Source organism: Hanstruepera marina (genome assembly GCF_019880635.1).
GTDB classification, from domain to species: Bacteria; Bacteroidota; Bacteroidia; order Flavobacteriales; family Flavobacteriaceae; genus Hanstruepera; species Hanstruepera marina.
The window spans coordinates 340,063-360,983 of record NZ_JAINVX010000004.1 but is presented as its reverse complement, the minus strand read 5'-3'; the positions used below and the strand labels follow the sequence as shown (position 1 = coordinate 360,983).

Genomic DNA, 20,921 nt, shown 5'->3' with positions numbered 1-20,921 from the left:
AAGATGAAGTGAATGCAGCGTTTGATGCATGGGTAGCAACAGGCACTATTACAGGTGGTTGTAATTTAGATATAGTAATCGATAATCCAGGAGCACCAGATGCATGTGGAGGCGAAACAGTAGTAACATGGACAGCAACAAGTTCATGTGCAGATACAATATCAGGAAGTGCAACGTTCAGTGTAGAACCAGATAATGAAGCACCAGTAATCACATCAGATTCACAGAGTGGAGATTTAGGTTGTAATCCAAAAATTACACCTCCTCTGTTTAAAGCAGACGATAATTGTGCTGGAGAAGTAGAATTAGAACCTGAAACTGAAGGTCCTATGGCAGATGGTTGTAATTATACCCAAACTTGGACAGCTAATTACACAGATCCATGTGGTAATATGGCAGAAGAGTTAAGTGTAACGTATACGTGGACAATGGATGATGAAGCACCAGTAATTACTTCAGATTCTGAAAGTGCTGATTTAGGTTGTAACCCAGAGATTGTGCCGCCACTATTTAAAGCAGACGATAATTGTGTGGGAGAAGTAGAATTAGAACCTGAAACAGAAGGTCCTATTGCAGATGGTTGTAATTACACCCAAACTTGGACAGCTAATTACACAGATCCATGTGGTAATATGGCAGAAGAGTTAAGTATAACGTATACGTGGACAATGGATGATGAAGCACCAGTGATCACATCAGACTCACAGAGCGGTGATTTAGGTTGTAATCCAAAAATTACACCTCCTCTGTTTAAAGCAGACGATAATTGTGCGGGAGAAGTAGAATTAGAACCTGAAACTGAAGGTCCTATGGCAGACGGTTGTAATTACACCCAAACTTGGACAGCTAATTACACAGATCCATGTGGTAATATGGCAGAAGAGTTAAGTGTAACGTATACGTGGACAATGGATGATGAAGCACCAGTCATCACATCAGACTCACAGAGCGGTGATTTAGGTTGTAACCCAAAAATTACGCCTCCTCTGTTTAAAGCTGAAGACAATTGTGCAGGAGAGGTAGAGTTAGAGCCTGAAACAGAAGGTCCTATGGCAGACGGTTGTAATTACACCCAAACTTGGACAGCTAATTACACAGATCCATGTGGTAATATGGCAGAAGAGTTGAGTGTAACATACACTTGGATAGTGGATAATGATGCTCCTGAAATTGACGTGCCTGAAATGGATCCGCTTTGTAATGATTCTTTCCCAGAATCAATAGATGCTAATTGGACTGATAACTGTTCAGAAGGTGGAACTGTAACTGGCTATATTGGTAATATTGTGTCTTCGGAATGTCAAGAAACAGCAGATTATGTATTTACTGTTACGGATGCATGTGGTAATATTGCAACAGAAACCTTAACATTAATACGAGAGTTTGATTCGTATGGATCTTGTGAGACTGCTTTTGGCCGATATGATGACAATAACATATGCTTTATTGATAATGGATTTAACCGCTGGGGTTGGACAAATTATCTTGAAACAGAAGGTGAGTATACATTACAGATGTATGCAGGTGCTGCTCATTGCGATATTACAAGAGGGGCTTATGCAGGAGATGTTCATATAACATATGAAAATGGACAAGTAAATGTTATGTTCGATATTAACGATGGTTATACCATGAATGAAGCTCACTTGTATGTAGGTTGCAATATGTATCCTACTGGTAATAATGGTAGCCCGACAGTGGCTCCAGGGCAATATAACTTCAACCCAAGTAATCTGGGTGGTGTATCTAGCTATTCTATTGGTCCAATTGACGCAAGCGGTCCTATATATGTTATTGCACATGCAGTTGTATGTGAAGTATTATGTGAGTGCTCTGAAAATGAAAACGATGGTGGAGAGTTTATCCCATCTAACTATGACAGTATAGACTGTGCTCCTGAGAGAGAAGCTAATGTTTCATTTAATGATAAGTTAGATTTTACTGCTTCACCAGTACCATTTGATGAAGAAGTATTTATAAGCTATGAGTTTAAGTTTGATACTGATGTTAAAATTGAAGTATTTGATTTAAGAGGTATTGTACTTAAAACCATAACGAATACTAACTATATGAAGGGAACAAAAGGTAAGACGAGAATAAATATGAATAATGCTAGCGACCAAATTTACGTAGTTAGAGTAACTACAAGTAGAGGTGTTATTACCAAAAATATTATCTCGACAACTCCAAGAAATTAATTTTAATTAGATAAAAAGTAAGGAGCAACTTAAAAGTTGCTCCTTTTTTTATGCAATAAAATTGATTGGATTTAAAACAAATAGGCTAAAATGTATTATTCGCAAAGTGTATTAGCCCAACTAATTGCACCGTCAATGCTTGTAAAAGACTTAAATGGTTTATTTAGAAAAATACTTTCTAAAGCTGTATTATCTATAACTATTTTTTTTCCAGAAACTACTGCAAAACCAACTAGGTTTTTGATTTTAGAAGTTCTAAAATAAATATTTGGATCAACAGCATAGGAATTAATTCTGTGTGTGATATAAACAAAGTTTTTGTTTAAGAAATACAATTCAGAAATATCTTCTAAAACATCATTAAGATCTGGTGTAACAGTAATGCCCTCATTCATTACGGCAATTACATAATTATCATATATTGTTACCTTGCCAAACGGATATTTTAACTCTTGTGACATACTTAAAGATAAGAATTTATAAGCAAAGCATAAAAAACTCCGTTGTTAAACGGAGTTTTATACTCAATATTTATATAAAAGATTTATGATTCTGTTTTCTTTTTCGGTGTTTCAATTTTGATTTTTAATTCATTACTTTTTGAATCTAAATCCATGATAATTTTATCGCCTTCAGAAATTTTGGAATTAATGATTTCTTCTGCTAAGGCATCTTCAATATATTTTTGGATAGCACGTTTAAGTGGTCTGGCACCATATTGCTTATCAAAACCTTTATCAGCAATATAGTCTTTAGCAGATTTGCTTAATTTAAGTGTGTAGCCTAAATCTTTAATGCGTTTTACCAGTTTTTCCAATTCAATATCAATAATCTTATTGATATCTTCTTTCTCTAGTGCATTGAATACAACCACATCATCAATACGGTTCAAAAATTCTGGAGCAAAAGCTTTTTTTAAGGCATTTTCAATAACACTTCTAGCATTGGCATCTTCTTGTGCTTTTTGCGATGCAGTACCAAATCCAACACCAGTTCCAAAATCTTTTAACTTTCGTGAGCCAATATTGGAGGTCATGATAATTATGGTGTTTCGGAAGTCAATTTTTCTTCCAAGACTATCCGTTAAATAACCATCATCTAGAACCTGCAACAGCATGTTAAACACATCGGGATGCGCTTTTTCAATTTCGTCTAAAAGCACTACAGCATATGGTTTTCGTCTTACTTTTTCAGTTAGTTGTCCACCTTCTTCGTATCCAACATATCCGGGAGGTGCACCTACTAATCTAGAAATAGCAAATTTCTCCATATATTCACTCATATCTATTCTAACAAGTGAATCTTCGCTGTCAAAAAGTTCTTTAGATAGCACTTTAGCTAACTGTGTTTTACCAACACCTGTTTGACCTAAAAATATAAACGAACCAATAGGCTTGTTTGGGTCTTTTAATCCAGCTCTATTTCGTTGTATGGCTTTTACAACTTTAGCAACAGCATCATCTTGACCAATAACTTTACCCTTAATTAGTTCTGGCAATTGTGCCAGTTTATTACTTTCAGTCTGCGCAATTCTATTTACAGGTATCCCAGTCATCATGGAAACCACATCGGCAACATTATCTTCAGTTACTATTTCGCGATGTAACTTGGTTTCTTCTTCCCATTTTTCTTGGGCTATGGCCAATTCTTTTTCTAGGCGTTTTTCATCATCACGTAATTTAGCTGCTTCTTCGTATTTCTGTTTTTTGACTACAGTTGATTTGGTTTCTTTTACAGCCTCCAGTTGTTTTTCTAAATCAATTATTTGATCAGGAACATTGATGTTGGTAATATGAACACGAGAACCAGCTTCATCTAAAGCATCAATAGCCTTATCTGGAAGAAAACGATCTGTCATATATCTATTCGTCAATTTAACACAAGCTTCAATGGCTTCTGGTGTATAATCAACATTGTGGTGATTTTCGTATTTTTCCTTGATATTATTCAAGATTTCGATTGTTTCCTCAACAGAAGTTGGTTCAATGATAACCTTTTGAAAACGACGCTCTAAAGCACCATCTTTTTCTATGTACTGTCTGTATTCATCTAAAGTTGTTGCGCCAACACATTGAATTTCACCTCTAGCCAAGGCTGGTTTAAACATATTGGAAGCATCTAAACTCCCAGTTGCACCACCAGCACCTACTATGGTGTGAATTTCGTCTATGAACAAGATGATATCATCATTTTTTTCAAGCTCATTCATGACGGCCTTCATACGCTCTTCAAATTGCCCACGGTATTTGGTTCCAGCTACAAGACTGGCCAAATCAAGTGTTACAACACGCTTGTTAAATAAAATTCTAGAGACTTTTCGTTTAACAATTCTATTGGCCAAACCTTCAGCAATAGCAGATTTACCAACACCAGGTTCACCAATAAGTAAAGGATTGTTTTTTTTCCGTCTACTCAAAATCTGTGAGACGCGCTCTATTTCCTTTTCTCTGCCCACTACAGGGTCTAACTTACCTTCTTCCGCTTGAGCTGTTAAATCGCGCCCAAAATTATCTAATACAGGCGTTTTAGATTTTTTATTAGACTTTCCAGAAGGTGAATTGAATAAATTGTCTTTTGATGTATCGTCTTCAGCCGCAGAATCATCATCTTGAAACGATTCGGCTTTTGGCTCTATATAATTATCATCGTTTGTTATCATAAACTTGAATTGTTCTTTTACATTATCATAATCTACCTTTAACTTATTTAAAAGTTTAGTGGTAGGATCGTTTTCATTTCTTAAAATACAAAGTAATAAATGTGCCGTATTTATGGAGTTGCTTTGAAACAACTTAGCCTCTAAAAAGGTTGTTTTAAGAGCGCGTTCTGCCTGACGCGTAAGGTGTAAGTTCTTTTTTTCATTTGAAGCTACTGCTACATTTGGATTTGCAGGACTTAAAATCTCAACTTTACGGCGAAGATGATTTAAATCTATATCAAGGGCATTTAAAATATTGATAGCTTTTCCATTGCCATCACGCAACAACCCCAACATTAAATGTTCTGTTCCTATAAAATCATGCCCTAACCTTAAAGCTTCTTCTTTACTGTAGGCAATTACATCTTTAACTCGTGGTGAAAAATTATCGTCCATAAAAAAATCCTTTCTGCATTAAATGTACTAAACATAATTAATAAGGCAAAAACTATACCTTAAATTATACCTTGTTGCTAATAGACAAAAAAAAGTTTATAAAATCAAAATAATTAACAGCATACTTATTAACCATAATACGATGTGAAATTGTTAATAAAAAAAACGAAAAAACAAAAAGCTAGGTCTTGCTATCACTGATGAAATGGTTATATTAGCACGTTTTGAAAACCTACACAAAAACTAATTTATTTATATATGGCAGAAGGAGAAAAATTGATTCCGATTAACATTGAAGATGAAATGAAATCAGCCTACATTGATTATTCAATGTCGGTCATTGTGTCACGTGCTTTACCTGACGTAAGAGATGGTTTAAAGCCTGTTCATAGACGTGTACTTTACGGTATGCATGAATTGGGTGTTAGAGCAAATTCAGCTCACAAGAAATCAGCTAGAATAGTTGGTGAAGTATTAGGTAAATATCACCCGCACGGTGATACTTCAGTTTACGACACAATGGTTCGTATGGCACAAGAATGGAGTTTACGTTATATGTTAGTTGACGGTCAAGGTAACTTTGGATCAATTGATGGTGATAGCCCTGCAGCAATGCGTTATACAGAAGCGCGAATGCGTAAGATTTCTGAAGACATGCTTGCTGATATTGATAAAGAAACAGTAGATCACAAATTAAATTTTGATGACACATTACAAGAGCCAACAGTATTGCCAACTCGTATTCCAGGTTTATTGGTTAATGGCGCATCTGGTATTGCTGTAGGTATGGCAACTAATATGCCACCTCATAATTTGTCTGAAGTGGTAAACGGCACTGTTGCCTATATTGATAATAATGACATTGAAATAGATGAATTAATTACGCATGTTAAGGCACCAGATTTTCCAACAGGAGGAACCATTTATGGTTACGATGGTGTAATTGAAGCTTTTAAAACAGGACGTGGACGTATTGTCATGCGTGGTAAGGCTAATATTGAAGAAGTACAAGGTCGTGAGTCTATTGTTGTTACAGAAATCCCTTATCAAGTTAACAAAGCAGACATGATTAAAAAGACTGCAGATTTAGTTAACGATAAGAAACTTGAAGGGATATCAACTATTCGTGATGAGTCTGATAGAAATGGTATGCGTATCGTTTACGTGTTGAAGCGTGATGCCATTCCAAACATAGTCTTAAATAAACTTTTTAAATACACAGCTCTGCAATCTTCGTTTAGTGTCAATAATATTGCACTTGTAAATGGAAGACCACAGTTATTAAATCTAAAAGATTTAATTTATCATTTTGTTGAGCATAGGCATGAGGTTGTGGTAAGACGTACAACTTACGAACTACGTAAAGCAGAAGAGCGTGCTCACATTTTAGAAGGGTTGATTATAGCTTCAGATAATATTGATGAAGTTATTGCTTTAATTCGTGCATCTTCTAATGCTGAAGAAGCACGTGAAAAGTTAATTGAACGTTTTGAGTTATCTGAAATTCAGGCAAAAGCCATTGTAGAAATGCGATTACGTCAATTAACCGGACTAGAACAAGATAAGTTACGTTCTGAATATGAAGAATTGATGAAAACCATAGAAGACTTAAAAGATATCCTAGATAAAAAGGAACGTCGTATGGATATCATTAAAGAAGAACTTCTTGAAGTTAAGGAGAAGTATGGTGATGAGCGTCGTTCTCAAATAGAATATGCAGGTGGTGATTTAAGTATTGAAGATATGATTCCAGACGAACAAGTGGTAATCACTATTTCACATGCTGGATATATTAAAAGAACATCGCTTACCGAATATAAGACTCAAAATAGAGGAGGTGTAGGTCAAAAGGCTTCAACTACTCGAAATGAAGACTTCCTTGAGCATTTATTTGTGGGAACAAACCATCAATACATGTTATTCTTCACTCAAAAAGGAAAATGTTTCTGGATGCGTGTTTATGAAATTCCAGAAGGCAGTAAAACATCAAAAGGACGGGCCATTCAGAATTTAATTAATATTGAACAAGATGATAAGGTTATGGCGTTTATTTGTACTCAAGACCTTAAGGATGAAAATTACATTAATAACCATTATGTAATTATGGCGACTAAAAATGGTCAAGTAAAGAAAACATCACTTGAACAATATTCAAGACCAAGGACTAATGGTATAAATGCCATAACCATTAAGGATGGTGATGAGCTTTTAGAGGCTAAATTGACAACTGGAAACAGTCAAGTTATGTTGGCTTTAAAGTCTGGTAAGGCTATTCGTTTTGAAGAAGCAAAAACCAGGCCTATGGGTAGAAATGCATCTGGTGTTAGAGGAATTACTTTAGCTAATGACTATGATGAAGTGATAGGTATGATAGCCATTGAAAACCCGCAGGAAGAATCTGTTTTGGTGGTCTCAGAAAAAGGATATGGTAAGCGTACTTATATTGACGATCCAGAAGATGGGGAAGCGGTTTACCGAATTACCAATCGCGGTGGTAAAGGAGTTAAAACCATTTCAATAACAGAAAAAACAGGTCATTTAGTAGCCATCAAGTCTGTGACAGATGATGATGATTTAATGATTATTAACAAATCTGGAATTGCCATTCGTATGCAAGTAAATGATTTACGTGTAATGGGTCGTGCAACTCAAGGTGTTAAGTTAATTAATTTAAAGGGTAATGATTCTATAGCAGCTGTTGCTAAAGTAATGAAAGATGAAGAAGAAGAAATTAATGAAGATGCAATAGATTTAACGGCCGAAAATGAAAATGGCACAGCAATTGATAATGATGCAGAGAATGAAAACAATAACAACGAAAATTAAAATTGAAAAAATGAATAAATCAGTATTTTTTGCTTTAGCAGTATTGATTAGCACACTGTCTTTTGCACAGAAAAAAGAACTTAAAGCGGCTGATAAAGCAATAAAAAACAGTAACTATGCTGAAGCTAATGCAGCATTAAATCAAGCTGAATCAATGATATCAGCTATGGACGATAAGCAAAAGGCTCAATATAACCTATTACGAGCTAAAGCATTATTTGCCAATGGAACAGGAAATGATAATGATGTTGACGGTGCTATAGAGCATCTTAATAAATCAAATATGGGTGATTCTGATGTTATTGAGTTTCAGTCAGTAATAGAGAATTCATTATTAACAAAAGCAAATGATTTATACCAAGGTAAAAATTATGATTCTGCTGCCAGAAAATTTAGTCAATTATATCAAGCAGTACCGTCTGATACTACTTATTTGTATTATGCTGCTGTAAGTGCTGTAACTGGTCAGGATTATGATAAGGCTTTAGATTATTATTTAGAGTTGGATAAATTAGGGTATAAAGGACAACAAAAAGAGTATTTTGCCACTAATAAGGAGACTGGAGAAGAAGAGGTAATGGATAAGCAAACTCGTGATTTGTATTTAAAATCTGGGGAGTATATAAAAGCAGGTGAGCGCTTAACGGAATCTAAGTCAGGAGAGATAACCAAAAACATTGCATTGATATACGTGCAATTAGACAAAAAAGATGAAGCTATTGCTGCTATAAAGAAAGCTAGAGAAAATGAACCTGACAATGTAGGTTTAATATTGACTGAAGCAGATTTATATTATAAACTAGGAGATATTGATAGTTACAAAGCTTTGGTTGAAGAAGCTGTAGCATTAAACCCAAATGATGTAGATTTACTTTATAATTTGGGTGTAATTTCTTCGCAAATAGGAGATAATGAAGCTGCTAAAAGCTATTATTCTAAAGTTATAAAATTAGATCCAACTTATGTTAATGCTCAAACCAACATGGCTGCTATGATATTAGAGGGAGAGCAAGCCTTAATTGAGGAAATGAATAGTTTAGGTAGTTCTGCAGCTGATAATAAACGTTATGACGAGCTAAAAGAAGAACGTATGCAACTTTACAATGATGCTATCCCTTATTTAGAGAATGTTCTCAAAGAAGAGCCTAACAATCTTCAAGCTTCGAAAACTTTAATGAATATTTATAGTGCCATTGGAGATACTGATAAGTATAAAGCAATGAAAACTAGAGTTCAGGAGTTATCTGGAAATTAATTAGGTTAAATTAAAATTAACTAAATAAAAAAGTCCACTATTTTATAGTGGACTTTTTTATTATAATATTTTCTTTATAACTCGAAGTTTATGGGTATGCATGCCTCTTTCAACATTATAAATGCCAGAATGGTCTAGCCTATCAATGCGAACTTTACCATGGGCATGAATTATAAAATTATCTTTCATAATGATCCCAACATGGACAATTTGCCCTTCATTATTATCAAAAAAAGCTAAATCACCAGGATCACTTTCTTCTATAAAACTCAAGGCCTCACCTTGAGTAGCTTGTTGTGAGGCATCACGCAACAACTTATATCCATTTAATTTGTAAACCATTTGCGTAAAACCCGAGCAATCAATTCCGAATGGCGTTTTACCACCCCAAAGGTATGGAGCATTTAAATATAAAAAAGCGGTCTTAACTAAATGGTCTTTTGTATATTGTTCTTGAATGAAATTGCCATCAAAGGTATGCTTAACAATATCTAAACCATTTAGTGCAGAACCTAAAGGAATAGGATAGAGCTGTTTGTCTTGATCTTGAACAAATTCAACTAAATCTGTTGATAGTTTAGGCGTTTCATTCTTTAGACGATCGTAGTCTTCTTTTACTATTTCGAGGTATTGCTTATTATCAATCCACCCTTCGTATTTATCAAACCCAAATCTGATTTTACTCCAAGATTTTCGTTTTTCTAATACTTTAAAATAGTCGCCATACAATACTTGCGAAACCAATTCAGATGTATCTGAAGGTTCAAGCCTTAAGGGAACAATGCTTAAATTGCAAATACCGTATTGCATGGATTAGTTTCTTTCAATTACAACAGCTGAAGCGCCGCCACCACCGTTGCAAATAGCTGCGGCACCAACTTTAGCATTGTTTTGTTCAAGAACATTAAGTAATGTTATTAAGATTCTAACACCAGAACAACCTAAAGGATGGCCCAAAGAAACTGCTCCTCCATTAACATTGACGTTAGAGTCATTTAATCCTAAAATTTTCATGTTAGCCAAGCCCACAACAGAAAAAGCTTCATTAAACTCAAAGAAATCTACGTCGTCAATTTTTATACCTGCTTTATTTAAAGCTTTTGGTAATGCTTTTGCTGGTGCAGTAGTAAACCATTCTGGTTCATGTGCGGCATCAGCATAACCTGTAATGATTGCAAGAACTTTTAAACCAAGTTCATCAGCCTTTTCTTTACTCATTAAAACCATGGCTCCGGCACCATCATTAATTGTAGAAGCATTTGCGGCTGTTACTGTTCCGTCTTTTGTAAATGCTGGACGTAAGGCTGGAATTTTTTCCATTCTAACATTAGTAAACTCTTCATCTTTAGAAACTATTAATGGTTCACCACGTCTTTGTGGTACTTCAACAGGGACAACCTCGTTATCGAATTTTCCAGCTTCCCAAGCTTCAGCCGAGCGTTTGTAAGATTGAATAGCAAAAGCATCCTGATCCTCTCTTGAGAAATTATATTCAGTAGCACAAGCATCGGCGCAAACACCCATAGCATTTTGATCATAAGCATCAACAAGGCCGTCTTTTTGCATACCATCTATCATAGTTGCTGGTCCAAATTTGGTTCCCGTTCTTGCGTGTAAATAATGTGGTATTAAACTCATGTTTTCCATACCTCCAGCGACAATTATGTCGGCATCTCCAAGAGCAATAGATTGCGCAGCCTGCATAACAGATTTCATTCCAGATGCGCAAACTTTATTTATGGTAGTACAAGGTACAGTATTTGGTATTCCAGCATAAATAGCCGCTTGTCTTGCAGGTGCTTGACCTGTTCCAGCTTGTACCACATTACCCATAAGCACTTCTTGTACCATTTCTGGTTTCAAGTTTATTTTATTTAATGCGCCCTTTATAGCAATGGCTCCTAATTTAGGAGCAGGAATAGTGGATAGAGATCCTAAAAAACTTCCTATTGGTGTTCTAGCTGCAGAAACAATAACGACTTCTTTACTCATTTTATGTGTTTTTAATTTTTGAAGCTGTAAAATTAATCATTTTTTGGTAGAATTTAGAATGATTAGCATTTTATAGCAACTCATTTAAGACTATATTTTTATTACATTTGACAATATAAACGCAATACATGAAAGACCTTATAAATTTTTTGTACAGAAACCATTCTTTGGGGTATAAATTGCTATTGTTTTTATCTACTACATTTTTAATTGTTTACCTATTTCCTAAAAGTGGAAAGTTTAAATATGATTTTGAAAAGGGTAAACCTTGGCAATCTGAAAATTTATATGCACCATTTAATTTCGCTATCAAGAAAACTGATGCCGAAATAAATGAAGAAAGAAAACAGATAAAGGAAAATAGTGTATTGTATTTTGATTTAGACGAGCAAGTTTTTAATGCTGTTAAAAATAATTACGACGGTGCGTTTAAGAAAGTGTTTCCTGATTCAATTACTTTATCTAATCGTTCAGCAATATATAATACGGGAAACCAAATTTTAAATAAGCTTTATGAATTTGGAGTATTGAGCGAAGATTATGACTTTCCGGCTAATCAAACGGTGATTGTTTTAAATAATAGAATAGAAACTGCTCAGACTCAATTTTCTTCATTGGTTGATCAAGCTGAAGTTACTAAAATTATTAAGGAGTATCTATCACGAAATATGTTGCTTGATTATGATAAACAATATACCTCACTTTTCTTTGATATTGTAAATCCTAATTTGAGCTACAATAAGGAACTTACTGATAAGGCTTTACAAGATGAACTTAATAAAATATCATTTGCACGTGGAATTGTTGAAAGAGAAACATTAATAATCTCCAAAGGTGAAGTTGTGGAAGGTGATAAACTTCAAATATTAAAATCGTTAGAAGCAGAGTATGAGTCGCAGGTTTGGAGTAAATCAAATTATTTTTGGGTTGTAATTGCTTATACCGTATTGGTTGCACTGGCCTTACTTATGTTGTTGTTATTTCTCCGAAAATACAGACGGAAAGTTTTTGATAACAATACTAAAGTGACCTTTATTTTCTTTAATATTTTCTTGATGATTCTTATAACTACATTGGTAGTAGGTTATAATTCGCAATATATATATATAGTTCCTATTTGTATTTTGCCTCTTGTGTTAAAAGCCTTTTTTGATGCTCGGTTAGGATTGTTTGCACACGTCATCACGGTTCTGTTACTCGGTTTTATAGTTTCAAATAGCTATGAGTATATGTTTCTGCAGATTATAGCTGGTATAGTAACCATATTAACTGTTTCTGAGCTTTACAAGCGAGCAAACTTGTTTATTTCGGTTGGACAAATTACTTTAATTTATATTGTAGCTTATTTCGCATTTTTTGTGATTCATGAAGGCAGTATTGAAAGTTTAAAATGGGAAACCTTTGGTTTGTTTATACTATGTGGTTTGGCAACTCTATTTGTACAGCCTTTAATTTATGCTTACGAAAAGTTATTTGGGCTGGTTTCTGATGTTTCTTTGTTAGAACTTTCAGACACAAACACAAAACTTCTTAAAGAACTATCAAATAAAGCACCAGGTACGTTTCACCACTCACTTAATGTTGCTAATTTAGCCGAAGCAGCTGCAAATGAAATTGGAGCAAACGCTATGCTAGTTAGGGTGGGAGCATTGTATCATGATATTGGTAAGATGAAGAATCCCACATATTTCACCGAAAACCAATCTACGGGTATAAACCCACATGATGAGCTATCAGCAAAAGAAAGTGCTTCCATAATAATTGATCATGTTATTAATGGTATAGAAATAGCTAGAAAAAATAATCTTCCGGATCGTGTTATAGATTTTATTAGAACGCATCATGGCACAAGCTTAGTATATTATTTTTATATGAAAGAAAAGGAACGCTTTGAAGATACTGATATGGCTTCGTTTAGGTATCCTGGCCCTAGGCCTTTTAGTAAAGAAACAGCAATACTAATGATGTGTGATAGTGTTGAAGCTGCTTCAAAAAGTTTAAAAGAACCAACATCTAGTAAAATTGATGATTTTGTTGAAAGTATTATTACCAAGCAAATGGAAAATGAACAATTTTTAAACGCTAATATTACCTTTAAGGAAATTCAATCAATCAAAAAAGTTTTAAAGCATAAGTTGGCCAATATTTACCATTTACGAATTGAATACCCTGAATAAACAAAAAAGCCTCAACATAATTGTTGAGGCTTTTTGTGATCGCGACAGGATTCGAACCTGTGACCGTCTGCTTAGAAGGCAGATGCTCTATCCAGCTGAGCTACGCGACCCGAATAAGTTTAGTAAATAAAAAAAGTCGGGGTGGCAGGATTCGAACCTGCGACCTCCGCGTCCCAAACGCGGCGCGATAACCGGGCTACGCTACACCCCGAATTAGTTTTATTGCATTTAAACTATCTGCGGAGAGACCGGGATTCGAACCCGGGCAACACTTACGCGTTGACAGATTAGCAATCTGCTCCATTACCACTCTGGCACCTCTCCAATAAAAATATAAAAGAACGTCCTTTTATTGCGGATGCAAATGTAACTTTTCATAGTAAAGAACGCAACTATTTTTTTGTTTTTTTATTCTATTTTAACGAGAATTAAATTTATGGAATTAAAATAAAACGTAAATACTTAATTTTTAGATTATAATAATTTTGCGGCAGTATGGTAATCTATTTCCTTAAAATCTGAAATAACTTTATTTGCTAAACTATAGTTTTGATTTTTTGAATGTAAGCTTTTGTATCCTACACAATAGATACCTGCTGAATGCGCTGCTTTTATACCATTTGTTGAATCTTCAATAACTATACAGTTTTCTTTTTTGTATCCTGATGCTTTGGCAGCGTTTATAAAAATCTCGGGATGTGGTTTAGAGGCTTTTAGGTCTGCACCACTTAATTTAGCTTTAAAGTAGGGGTTTAACTCAAACCTTGAAAAAACATTGTCAATTGTAAACATTGATGCAGACGATGCCAAAATTAAAGTTAAATTATTACTGTAATAGTCTTCAATTAAATCTCGAACACCGTCAATAAGCTGCAAATCAGGATCGTTAAAAAACAAGTGCGTGAAAGCTTTTCGTTTTATCTGAACAAGTTCTTCTGGTGATTTATTTAAGTTAAAATGATTGCATAAGTATTTACAGATATTCATTGTGGACTGACCAGTGAAAGATTGATATAACTCTTCAGAAACATCTATTGTCACTTCATCAAACATTTTAAAATAGGCTTTATGGTGTAGTGGTTCGGTATCTACAATAACACCATCCATATCAAAAATTACAGCTTTTAGCATAGGTTATTTTAGTTGAGTTTTTCGCATTCAATTACAATTCGTTTTTCATTTAAGTCTGTGGTGAAAAATAAATATAGATTCCCACCATCTTTTATCTTATATTTTGTTCGTAATAATTTAACGGGTTCTGGGAAATTACGAATACTAATATTTGCTTTTAAGTTTTTAAACCGCTTCATGGTTTCTTTATTGTATGGAGAATAAGTTTTAATAGCAAAGGTTCTACCAGGAAACTTAATTTGATCATTAGATGTGTATAAATGCGAATGCTGGTGAAGTTTGTAAAGGTTTAATTCAGTACTTATTAAATTGAAAGCGCCAGATTTTAATATAGCAGAATTAGGTTCGTACAAGTATTTTTGTGGTATTGAATAGTTTGCTGTAGCATCTTTTTCTTGATCATAGTTAAAACGGAATAATTGATTTTCGTTTCTTAAGCAATTTATAGTTTTTATTTCTACATGTCCTGAATAATCCTTTTGCAAAACCCAAAGTAGCTCCTTAACCTCATTGTCAAGAGCGACAATATGGATTTCTTTTATGTGCTTTAATTCGTTTTGACCTACAGATAAATCTAATAATGGTGATGTTTTGATAAGTATGTTAGAACATTTACTAAATATTCCATCTAGGTTTTCAGGCACATTGGGCAAACAATCTTTCATGTAAAATACTTTTCCTTTTGTGTCATGACGTCTAGATGGGTCAATGTAAACCCAATTGAAAACCAAATCACTTTCTTCTAGAAACTTTAGCCCATCTGTAGATACAGTTTTGATGTTTTTGACTTGTAATACCTTAAAATTGTGAGCTACAATTTCAGTTAAAGAGTTTGATATTTCACAATGAATCACCTGATCTATAACTTTTGAAAAATAAAAAGCGTCTACGCCAAAACCTCCCGTAATATCAATTAACCGCTTTCCTGATACTAATTGACTTTTGTATTTTGCGGTAATTTCGGAAGAGGTCTGTTCAATATTGAGTTTATTGGGATAATATATGTTTTCAGAATTAAACCAGGTTGGCAATTTTTTTTCACACTTTTTTTTAGATTCAATTTGTAGAATTAAATCCTTAAAATCAAAAGGGGGATTTATTCTTGGATTTAAAATTAAGCTTTGAATATCAGAATTTAAATTCGCATTAATGTAATCTTGATATTCTTTATTTAATAAAGCGTTATTCAACTTTTAACTTAAAGATTTTTGGTAAGTTTTTGAACAATTTTGTTCTCTGAAAGAAACTCTTTTAAAATAACTTTTATAGCTGTGTAAGTTGGCACTGCTATAACCATTCCTACAATTCCAAAAAGAATGCCGCCAATTATGATAACAAGAAAAATTTCTAATGGATGCGATTTGACACTTTTTGAAAAAATTACAGGTTGACTTATAAAATTATCAAACAATTGACCTATAACAATAACACTTAAAACTTTTAATGTTGTAGGAAGTATAACAAGGCTAAAGCTATTCCCTAAATTACTTGTCATAGTTAAAAACACCATAAGTACTCCACCAATTAGTGGGCCGATGTATGGTATTAAATTAATTAATGCACATAGAAAAGCAATTACTACAGCATTCTCAACACCAATAATTAATAAGCCAATAGTATAAATAATAAACAAAACGGTAATTTGTAATATTAGTCCAACAAAATAACGAGATAACAAATCTTTAATTTTATAAAAAGATTTTTTTATCCGTTCTTCTTTGTTATCTGGAAAAAGCGTTAAAACACTGCTTTCTAATAGTTTGCTGTCCTTTAAAAAAAAGAATGAAATAAATAGTACTGAAAACAAGCCTATACTGAAATTACCAAGACCACTTAAAAAAGTATTCAGAAAATCAGGAATTATACTGTAATCGATTCTAGATAGAATATGACTCTCTTTTAGAGATTCTTCAACTTCCATAGTTGTTATGCCAAAATGTTTGGTCGCCTCTATATATAAATTTTTAACATTAAGTTCTAGCTGCTCAATATTCAAAAGGGATAAATTTTGGCCTTGTTCGGCCACTAAAGGAATAAAAAGACCAATTAGTCCTAGTACTAATCCTAAAAGTAACGCCATGGTAATTGCTACAGAAAAAACAGTTTTAAGCTTTAATTTATTGGTTAAAAAATACACAATGGGGCGTCCTATTAATGAAATAACTGCTGCTAAAACAATATAGACAATTACAGATTGTATTTTGTACAAAAAAAAGCAGATGATAAATAGACCAAAGATTATGGCTAGAGCTCTTAATATTCCGTTGGCAATAATTTTAGAATTCATAAAGTAAATATACGTATTACTCTTTAATGAGGTTGCTATTTACATTTAATTGTTTGGTAATTTCATAGAGCGCAATATTTGTGGCTTGAACAACATTCATGCTGCTATTTTTTCCAAACATTTCAATGTGAACAATTTTATCAGATAACTTCAATACATTTTCAGAAACCCCAAAGTTTTCATCACCTATTAAAAGCGCAATAGGTTGGCTGTTGGAAAACAATATATCTCCAATGGGAGTGCTATTATCGGTAATTTCTAAAGCGATTATTTGATAGCCTTTTTCTTTTAAGGCCATAGTTTCTGTAAAAGCTGAATCTTGAACTTGATAACTAACATATTGTTCTGTAGCTCTTGATGTCTTGGTCATTTTGCGACCCATAGTAATGTTATTGCCACAGAATATAATTTTTTTAACACCAAAGGCATCAGCTATACGAAATAAACTACCAACATTGGGTGCATTAGAGATATTATCACAAATTATGGTTATGGGAAACACATGTTCTTTGAATTTGGAGTTGTAATGAGTTAATTGCAAAACAGAACTTACTTTACACGAGATTTATTAAAAATGCTGATCTTTTTATTTTGGTCTACCCAAACAGCTATGGGAATAGTACCACTTAAAACACTTACAAAACCATAATTCCAAAGTAATACAGTTCCTATAGCTGCCGCAATAAGACTACCTATTATTATTTTATAGCTTGGTTCAGCGTGTAAACGATTTATGTGTTTGGTTGTTGTTTTGTTGCAATTTGTACAGGTATTTTCAATTTCATTTGTACCTAATTCCAATAACAAGCCATGTCTGTCATGCGATTTTGTTTTTAGGTAATTTTCCTTCCTGCAATAATTACAATAGTAGCTTAATTTCATTGTTTAATTTTCAAAAGCATATTTAACAATGTTTGCACCCATTTTTAGAGCTTTTTCTCGTACATCTGATGGATCGTTGTGTACGCCTTGATCTTCCCAACCATCACCTAAATCACTTTCAACTGTAAATAGTAAAACTAATCTACCTTCATAAAAAATACCAAGAGCTTGAGGACGTTTACCATCATGCTCATGGATTTTGGGTAATCCTTGTGGAAAACTATAAGCTGAACTAAAAATAGGGTGTGTTGCAGGGAGTTCAACTAAATCCGTATTGGGAAATACTTTTTTGAGCTCTTCAACTACATATGGTTTCATACCATAGTTATCGTCTATATGTAAAAAGCCTCCAGAAATAAGGTAGTTTCTTAAATTATTGGCATCTTCATCATTGAAAAATACATTGCCATGTCCTGTCATGTGTATAAAGGGATACTGAAAGATATCGATACTATTGGTTTCTACAGTTTCAGGTTTTGGATTTATTTTAGTATTGATACTGTTATTGCAAAAGGCAATAAGGTTTGGCACTGCAGTTGGATTACTATACCAATCGCCACCACCTTTATATTTTAAAACGGCAATCTCTTGTGAGTAGGTAAGTCCCGACAATAAAACAATTAAAAAGATACATGAGTATTTCATAGATTATTCATTAACAAAGGCCACGCTATGGCAAGCAACAATGGCAGCTGTTTCAGTTCGTAAACGTGTTTCTCCCAAAGTTACAGGAATAAAATTATTTTTTATTGCAGTTTCAATTTCTTTAACACTAAAATCGCCTTCGGGTCCAATTAAAATGGTTACATCCTTTTTGGGTTGAATAAGTTGCTTTAAGGATTGCTTTTTTGTTTCCTCGCAATGAGCAATGAATAATTGATTGGAATGTTTTTGACGTATGAAATCATTAAAACTAACCGCATGATTAAGCTTTGGTATATAACACTGTAAAGATTGCTTTAATGCAGATTGAATAATACGCTCAAAACGTTCTTGTTTTATTAACTTACGCTCGCTATGGTCACATATTATAGGTGTAATTTCAGAAACACCAATTTCGGTTACTTTTTCTAAAAACCACTCATAACGATCATTCATTTTAGTTGGTGCAACGGCAAGATGTAGGTTGTATATTGGTTTAGTTTTAGTTTCTACATTTATAACTTGCACAATACATTGCTTAACATGGTTTTCTAAAATAGTTGCAGTAAAGAGCAGACCATTACCGTTGGTAATATGTAATTCATCATTTATATTTTTTCTTAAGACTTTAGCTATGTGCCTACTTTCGTCTTTATCAAAAATAAATTGATGGGATTCTTTGGTTAAATCTGGATTATAAAACAGTTGCATTAATTTTTTGGCGTTACTATTTTTAATGCTTTCACTTCTCTAATTTCTTTAACATCGTATGTTATAAGTATTACATAATGCCAATTTTTTTCATCAATGTCTAAAGTGAAAATATCATTTAATTGATGATTGCCACTGGTAATGACATACTCAAATTCAGGATAATATGTTCCTTTTGTAAACCATCCTAAATCACCGCCTTTCTTGGCGTTTTTATCCATGGAATATTGCAAGGCCAATTGACTAAAAGGAGTACCTTCCTTAAATTTTTCAATAATTCGATTTCGAGTTGTATTTATTTCAGAGTCATTCATTTTTGAGCCATCTAAATAAATATAACTAGCACGGTAGTGTGGAATTGAATTGCGTTCTACAACTTTATAGTGTGTATTATAAGTTCCAGATTCGATAGTTACACGACCTCTACTAAAAAGATCGCGAACCATATTGGTTTGATGGTTTTCTTCATTAAAAGTTATTATTTCATTACCCTTTTGAGGGTGAGTTTCTAAAAACCGTTCGGCTTGGTTTAAATTTAAAATGGAATCCAATTCTTGTTCAGTAAAATCTTCTTGACCAAAAACGTTAAATAGGGGTAGTAAAATGATGATAAAAAATTGAAGTTTATTCATAAGATGTGATTAATAACACTTTAAAAATACAATACTATAAATATTTTAAGCAATTTAAGCACTAAATTTTTAGTCTAGCCGAAGCTGTAACATCACTTTCAGAAAAAGTACCTTCTAAATATTTTAAATAGCCAACAATGGCTATCATGGCTGCATTATCTGTTGTAAACTCAAATTTTGGAACATATGTGGTCCAACCAAATTTTTGTTCCCCTATTTTCAAGGCTTTTCGAATACCCGAATTAGCTGAAACACCACCACCAATTGCAATATGTTTAATTCCGGTTTCTTTAACGGCTAGTTTTAGTTTATCCATTAAAATGCCAATTATTGTATATTGAATGGATGCACAAATATCATTTAAATTTTCTGTTATAAAATTTGGATTGTTTTTTGTTTCTCGCTGAATAAAATACATAATGGCTGTTTTTAATCCAGAAAAGCTAAAGTTTAAACCATCTACTTTAGGTTTGGTAAACGAAAAAGCTTTAGGGTTTCCCAATTGTGCACGTTTGTCTATTTCTGGTCCTGCTGGGTAACCCAAACCTAATATTTTGCCACTTTTGTCGTAAGCTTCTCCTACGGCGTCATCAATGGTTTCTCCTATAACTTCCATATCAAAATAACTAGAAACCTTAACGATTTGTGTGTGTCCTCCAGAGATAGTCATAGCCAAAAAGGGAAAAGAAGGTTTGTTGAAACCATCTTCATTAATAAAATGTGCTAGAATATGGGCTTGCATATGATTGACTTCAATTAGAGGAATACCTAGACCAAAGGCTAGCGATTTAGCAAAGGAAGTTCCCACTAAAAGCGACCCCATTAATCCAGGACCTCTGGTAAATGCTACAGCATGAAGTTGGTCTTTAGAAATCCCAGCCTTTTTTAAGGCTTCATGTACTACGGGAACAATATTTTGCTGATGTGCTCTGGAAGCCAATTCAGGAACTACGCCACCATATTCTTCATGTATTTTTTGATTGGCTACAACATTGCTTAAAACAGTACCGTTGTTAATTATTGAAGCCGCAGTATCATCACAAGAAGATTCAATTCCTAATATGTAAATATTTTCTGAAGCCATTACTGAAAAT

Annotated in this window: 17 protein-coding genes and 3 tRNA genes; 4 read left to right on the top strand and 16 right to left on the bottom strand. The window is 33.6% G+C overall.

What is annotated here, in order from left to right:
* A partial coding sequence (locus K7G76_RS12505) for a T9SS type A sorting domain-containing protein (protein ID WP_223034562.1) occupies positions 1-2,198 on the top strand: 2,198 nt, incomplete at its 5' end.
* Positions 2,199-2,293: 95 nt separating this feature from the next.
* On the opposite strand, the gene K7G76_RS12500 is transcribed toward K7G76_RS12505, so the two are convergent.
* Positions 2,294-2,659: a hypothetical protein gene (locus K7G76_RS12500; RefSeq protein WP_223034561.1), complete on the bottom strand. Its 366-nt coding sequence runs from the start codon at positions 2,657-2,659 to the stop codon at positions 2,294-2,296.
* Between the two features lie 83 nt (positions 2,660-2,742).
* Positions 2,743-5,292, bottom strand: coding sequence for an ATP-dependent Clp protease ATP-binding subunit (locus K7G76_RS12495; RefSeq protein ID WP_223034560.1), 2,550 nt, complete (start codon positions 5,290-5,292; stop codon positions 2,743-2,745).
* Between the two features lie 258 nt (positions 5,293-5,550).
* On the opposite strand from K7G76_RS12495, the gene gyrA reads away from it, so the two are divergent.
* Both gyrA and K7G76_RS12485 read left to right on the top strand, forming a co-directional pair.
* Positions 5,551-8,118: a DNA gyrase subunit A gene (gene gyrA / locus K7G76_RS12490; RefSeq protein WP_223034559.1), complete on the top strand. Its 2,568-nt coding sequence runs from the start codon at positions 5,551-5,553 to the stop codon at positions 8,116-8,118.
* 10 nt (positions 8,119-8,128) lie between these two features.
* Positions 8,129-9,373, top strand: coding sequence for a tetratricopeptide repeat protein (locus K7G76_RS12485; RefSeq protein WP_223034558.1), 1,245 nt, complete (start codon positions 8,129-8,131; stop codon positions 9,371-9,373).
* Between the two features lie 60 nt (positions 9,374-9,433).
* Here K7G76_RS12485 and K7G76_RS12480 read toward each other — a convergent pair whose 3' ends face one another.
* On the bottom strand, positions 9,434-10,183 hold the full coding sequence (locus K7G76_RS12480; RefSeq protein ID WP_223034557.1) for a C40 family peptidase: 750 nt from the start codon (positions 10,181-10,183) through the stop codon (positions 9,434-9,436).
* Between the two features lie 3 nt (positions 10,184-10,186).
* Complete coding sequence (locus K7G76_RS12475) at positions 10,187-11,365, bottom strand: acetyl-CoA C-acyltransferase (protein ID WP_223034556.1); 1,179 nt, start codon at positions 11,363-11,365, stop codon at positions 10,187-10,189.
* A gap of 128 nt (positions 11,366-11,493) precedes the next feature.
* On the opposite strand from K7G76_RS12475, the gene K7G76_RS12470 reads away from it, so the two are divergent.
* Positions 11,494-13,542 carry an HD family phosphohydrolase gene (locus K7G76_RS12470; protein ID WP_223034555.1) on the top strand — a complete coding sequence of 683 codons (2,049 nt, stop codon included), beginning with the start codon at positions 11,494-11,496 and terminating at the stop codon, positions 13,540-13,542.
* A gap of 36 nt (positions 13,543-13,578) precedes the next feature.
* On the opposite strand, the gene K7G76_RS12465 is transcribed toward K7G76_RS12470, so the two are convergent.
* The 12 genes from K7G76_RS12465 to tsaD form a co-directional block, all read right to left on the bottom strand.
* Positions 13,579-13,652, bottom strand: a tRNA-Arg gene (locus K7G76_RS12465).
* A gap of 26 nt (positions 13,653-13,678) precedes the next feature.
* Positions 13,679-13,753: transfer RNA gene (locus K7G76_RS12460), tRNA-Pro, on the bottom strand.
* Positions 13,754-13,782: 29 nt separating this feature from the next.
* Positions 13,783-13,866 (bottom strand) — tRNA-Ser (locus K7G76_RS12455).
* A 150-nt stretch (positions 13,867-14,016) separates the two neighbouring features.
* Positions 14,017-14,673, bottom strand: a complete 657-nt coding sequence (locus tag K7G76_RS12450) for an HAD family hydrolase (RefSeq protein ID WP_223034554.1) — start codon at positions 14,671-14,673, stop codon at positions 14,017-14,019.
* Between the two features lie 8 nt (positions 14,674-14,681).
* Positions 14,682-15,863, bottom strand: coding sequence for a class I SAM-dependent methyltransferase (locus K7G76_RS12445; RefSeq protein WP_223034553.1), 1,182 nt, complete (start codon positions 15,861-15,863; stop codon positions 14,682-14,684).
* Between the two features lie 8 nt (positions 15,864-15,871).
* Positions 15,872-16,960 carry an AI-2E family transporter gene (locus K7G76_RS12440; RefSeq protein WP_223034552.1) on the bottom strand — a complete coding sequence of 363 codons (1,089 nt, stop codon included), beginning with the start codon at positions 16,958-16,960 and terminating at the stop codon, positions 15,872-15,874.
* A gap of 16 nt (positions 16,961-16,976) precedes the next feature.
* Positions 16,977-17,501: a TrmH family RNA methyltransferase gene (locus tag K7G76_RS12435; RefSeq protein ID WP_223034551.1), complete on the bottom strand. Its 525-nt coding sequence runs from the start codon at positions 17,499-17,501 to the stop codon at positions 16,977-16,979.
* 8 nt (positions 17,502-17,509) lie between these two features.
* A complete protein-coding gene (locus K7G76_RS12430) occupies positions 17,510-17,842 on the bottom strand; it encodes a hypothetical protein (RefSeq protein ID WP_223034550.1) in 333 nt (110 codons plus the stop codon).
* 3 nt (positions 17,843-17,845) lie between these two features.
* Positions 17,846-18,487 (bottom strand): DUF4159 domain-containing protein, encoded by a 642-nt coding sequence (locus tag K7G76_RS12425; protein ID WP_223034549.1) that lies wholly within the window; start codon positions 18,485-18,487, stop codon positions 17,846-17,848.
* Positions 18,488-18,490: 3 nt separating this feature from the next.
* Positions 18,491-19,195 (bottom strand): 16S rRNA (uracil(1498)-N(3))-methyltransferase, encoded by a 705-nt coding sequence (locus tag K7G76_RS12420; protein WP_223034548.1) that lies wholly within the window; start codon positions 19,193-19,195, stop codon positions 18,491-18,493.
* Entirely contained in the window at positions 19,195-19,827 is a 633-nt protein-coding gene (locus tag K7G76_RS12415; RefSeq protein WP_223034547.1) for a peptidylprolyl isomerase, read from the bottom strand. Before K7G76_RS12415 ends, K7G76_RS12420 begins: the two co-directional genes overlap by 1 nt.
* Before the next feature lie 61 nt (positions 19,828-19,888).
* The gene (gene tsaD / locus K7G76_RS12410) at positions 19,889-20,911 is read right to left on the bottom strand and encodes a tRNA (adenosine(37)-N6)-threonylcarbamoyltransferase complex transferase subunit TsaD (RefSeq protein ID WP_223034546.1); all 1,023 of its coding nucleotides are present in this window, start codon (positions 20,909-20,911) and stop codon (positions 19,889-19,891) included.
* Positions 20,912-20,921 lie beyond the last annotated feature (10 nt).

What these genes read in the sequence shown, in the direction of transcription:
- K7G76_RS12420 (WP_223034548.1), bottom strand. Translation starts at nt 19,195, where the DNA reads ATGCAACTGTTTTATAATCCAGATTTAACCAAAGAATCCCATCAATTT.
- tsaD (WP_223034546.1), bottom strand. Translation starts at nt 20,911, where the DNA reads ATGGCTTCAGAAAATATTTACATATTAGGAATTGAATCTTCTTGTGAT.
- K7G76_RS12450 (WP_223034554.1), bottom strand. Translation starts at nt 14,673, where the DNA reads ATGCTAAAAGCTGTAATTTTTGATATGGATGGTGTTATTGTAGATACC.
- K7G76_RS12415 (WP_223034547.1), bottom strand. Translation starts at nt 19,827, where the DNA reads ATGAATAAACTTCAATTTTTTATCATCATTTTACTACCCCTATTTAAC.
- K7G76_RS12470 (WP_223034555.1), top strand. Translation starts at nt 11,494, where the DNA reads ATGAAAGACCTTATAAATTTTTTGTACAGAAACCATTCTTTGGGGTAT.
- K7G76_RS12475 (WP_223034556.1), bottom strand. Translation starts at nt 11,365, where the DNA reads ATGAGTAAAGAAGTCGTTATTGTTTCTGCAGCTAGAACACCAATAGGA.
- K7G76_RS12500 (WP_223034561.1), bottom strand. Translation starts at nt 2,659, where the DNA reads ATGTCACAAGAGTTAAAATATCCGTTTGGCAAGGTAACAATATATGAT.
- gyrA (WP_223034559.1), top strand. Translation starts at nt 5,551, where the DNA reads ATGGCAGAAGGAGAAAAATTGATTCCGATTAACATTGAAGATGAAATG.
- K7G76_RS12425 (WP_223034549.1), bottom strand. Translation starts at nt 18,487, where the DNA reads ATGAAATACTCATGTATCTTTTTAATTGTTTTATTGTCGGGACTTACC.
- K7G76_RS12485 (WP_223034558.1), top strand. Translation starts at nt 8,129, where the DNA reads ATGAATAAATCAGTATTTTTTGCTTTAGCAGTATTGATTAGCACACTG.
- K7G76_RS12495 (WP_223034560.1), bottom strand. Translation starts at nt 5,292, where the DNA reads ATGGACGATAATTTTTCACCACGAGTTAAAGATGTAATTGCCTACAGT.
- K7G76_RS12430 (WP_223034550.1), bottom strand. Translation starts at nt 17,842, where the DNA reads ATGAAATTAAGCTACTATTGTAATTATTGCAGGAAGGAAAATTACCTA.
- K7G76_RS12440 (WP_223034552.1), bottom strand. Translation starts at nt 16,960, where the DNA reads ATGAATTCTAAAATTATTGCCAACGGAATATTAAGAGCTCTAGCCATA.
- K7G76_RS12480 (WP_223034557.1), bottom strand. Translation starts at nt 10,183, where the DNA reads ATGCAATACGGTATTTGCAATTTAAGCATTGTTCCCTTAAGGCTTGAA.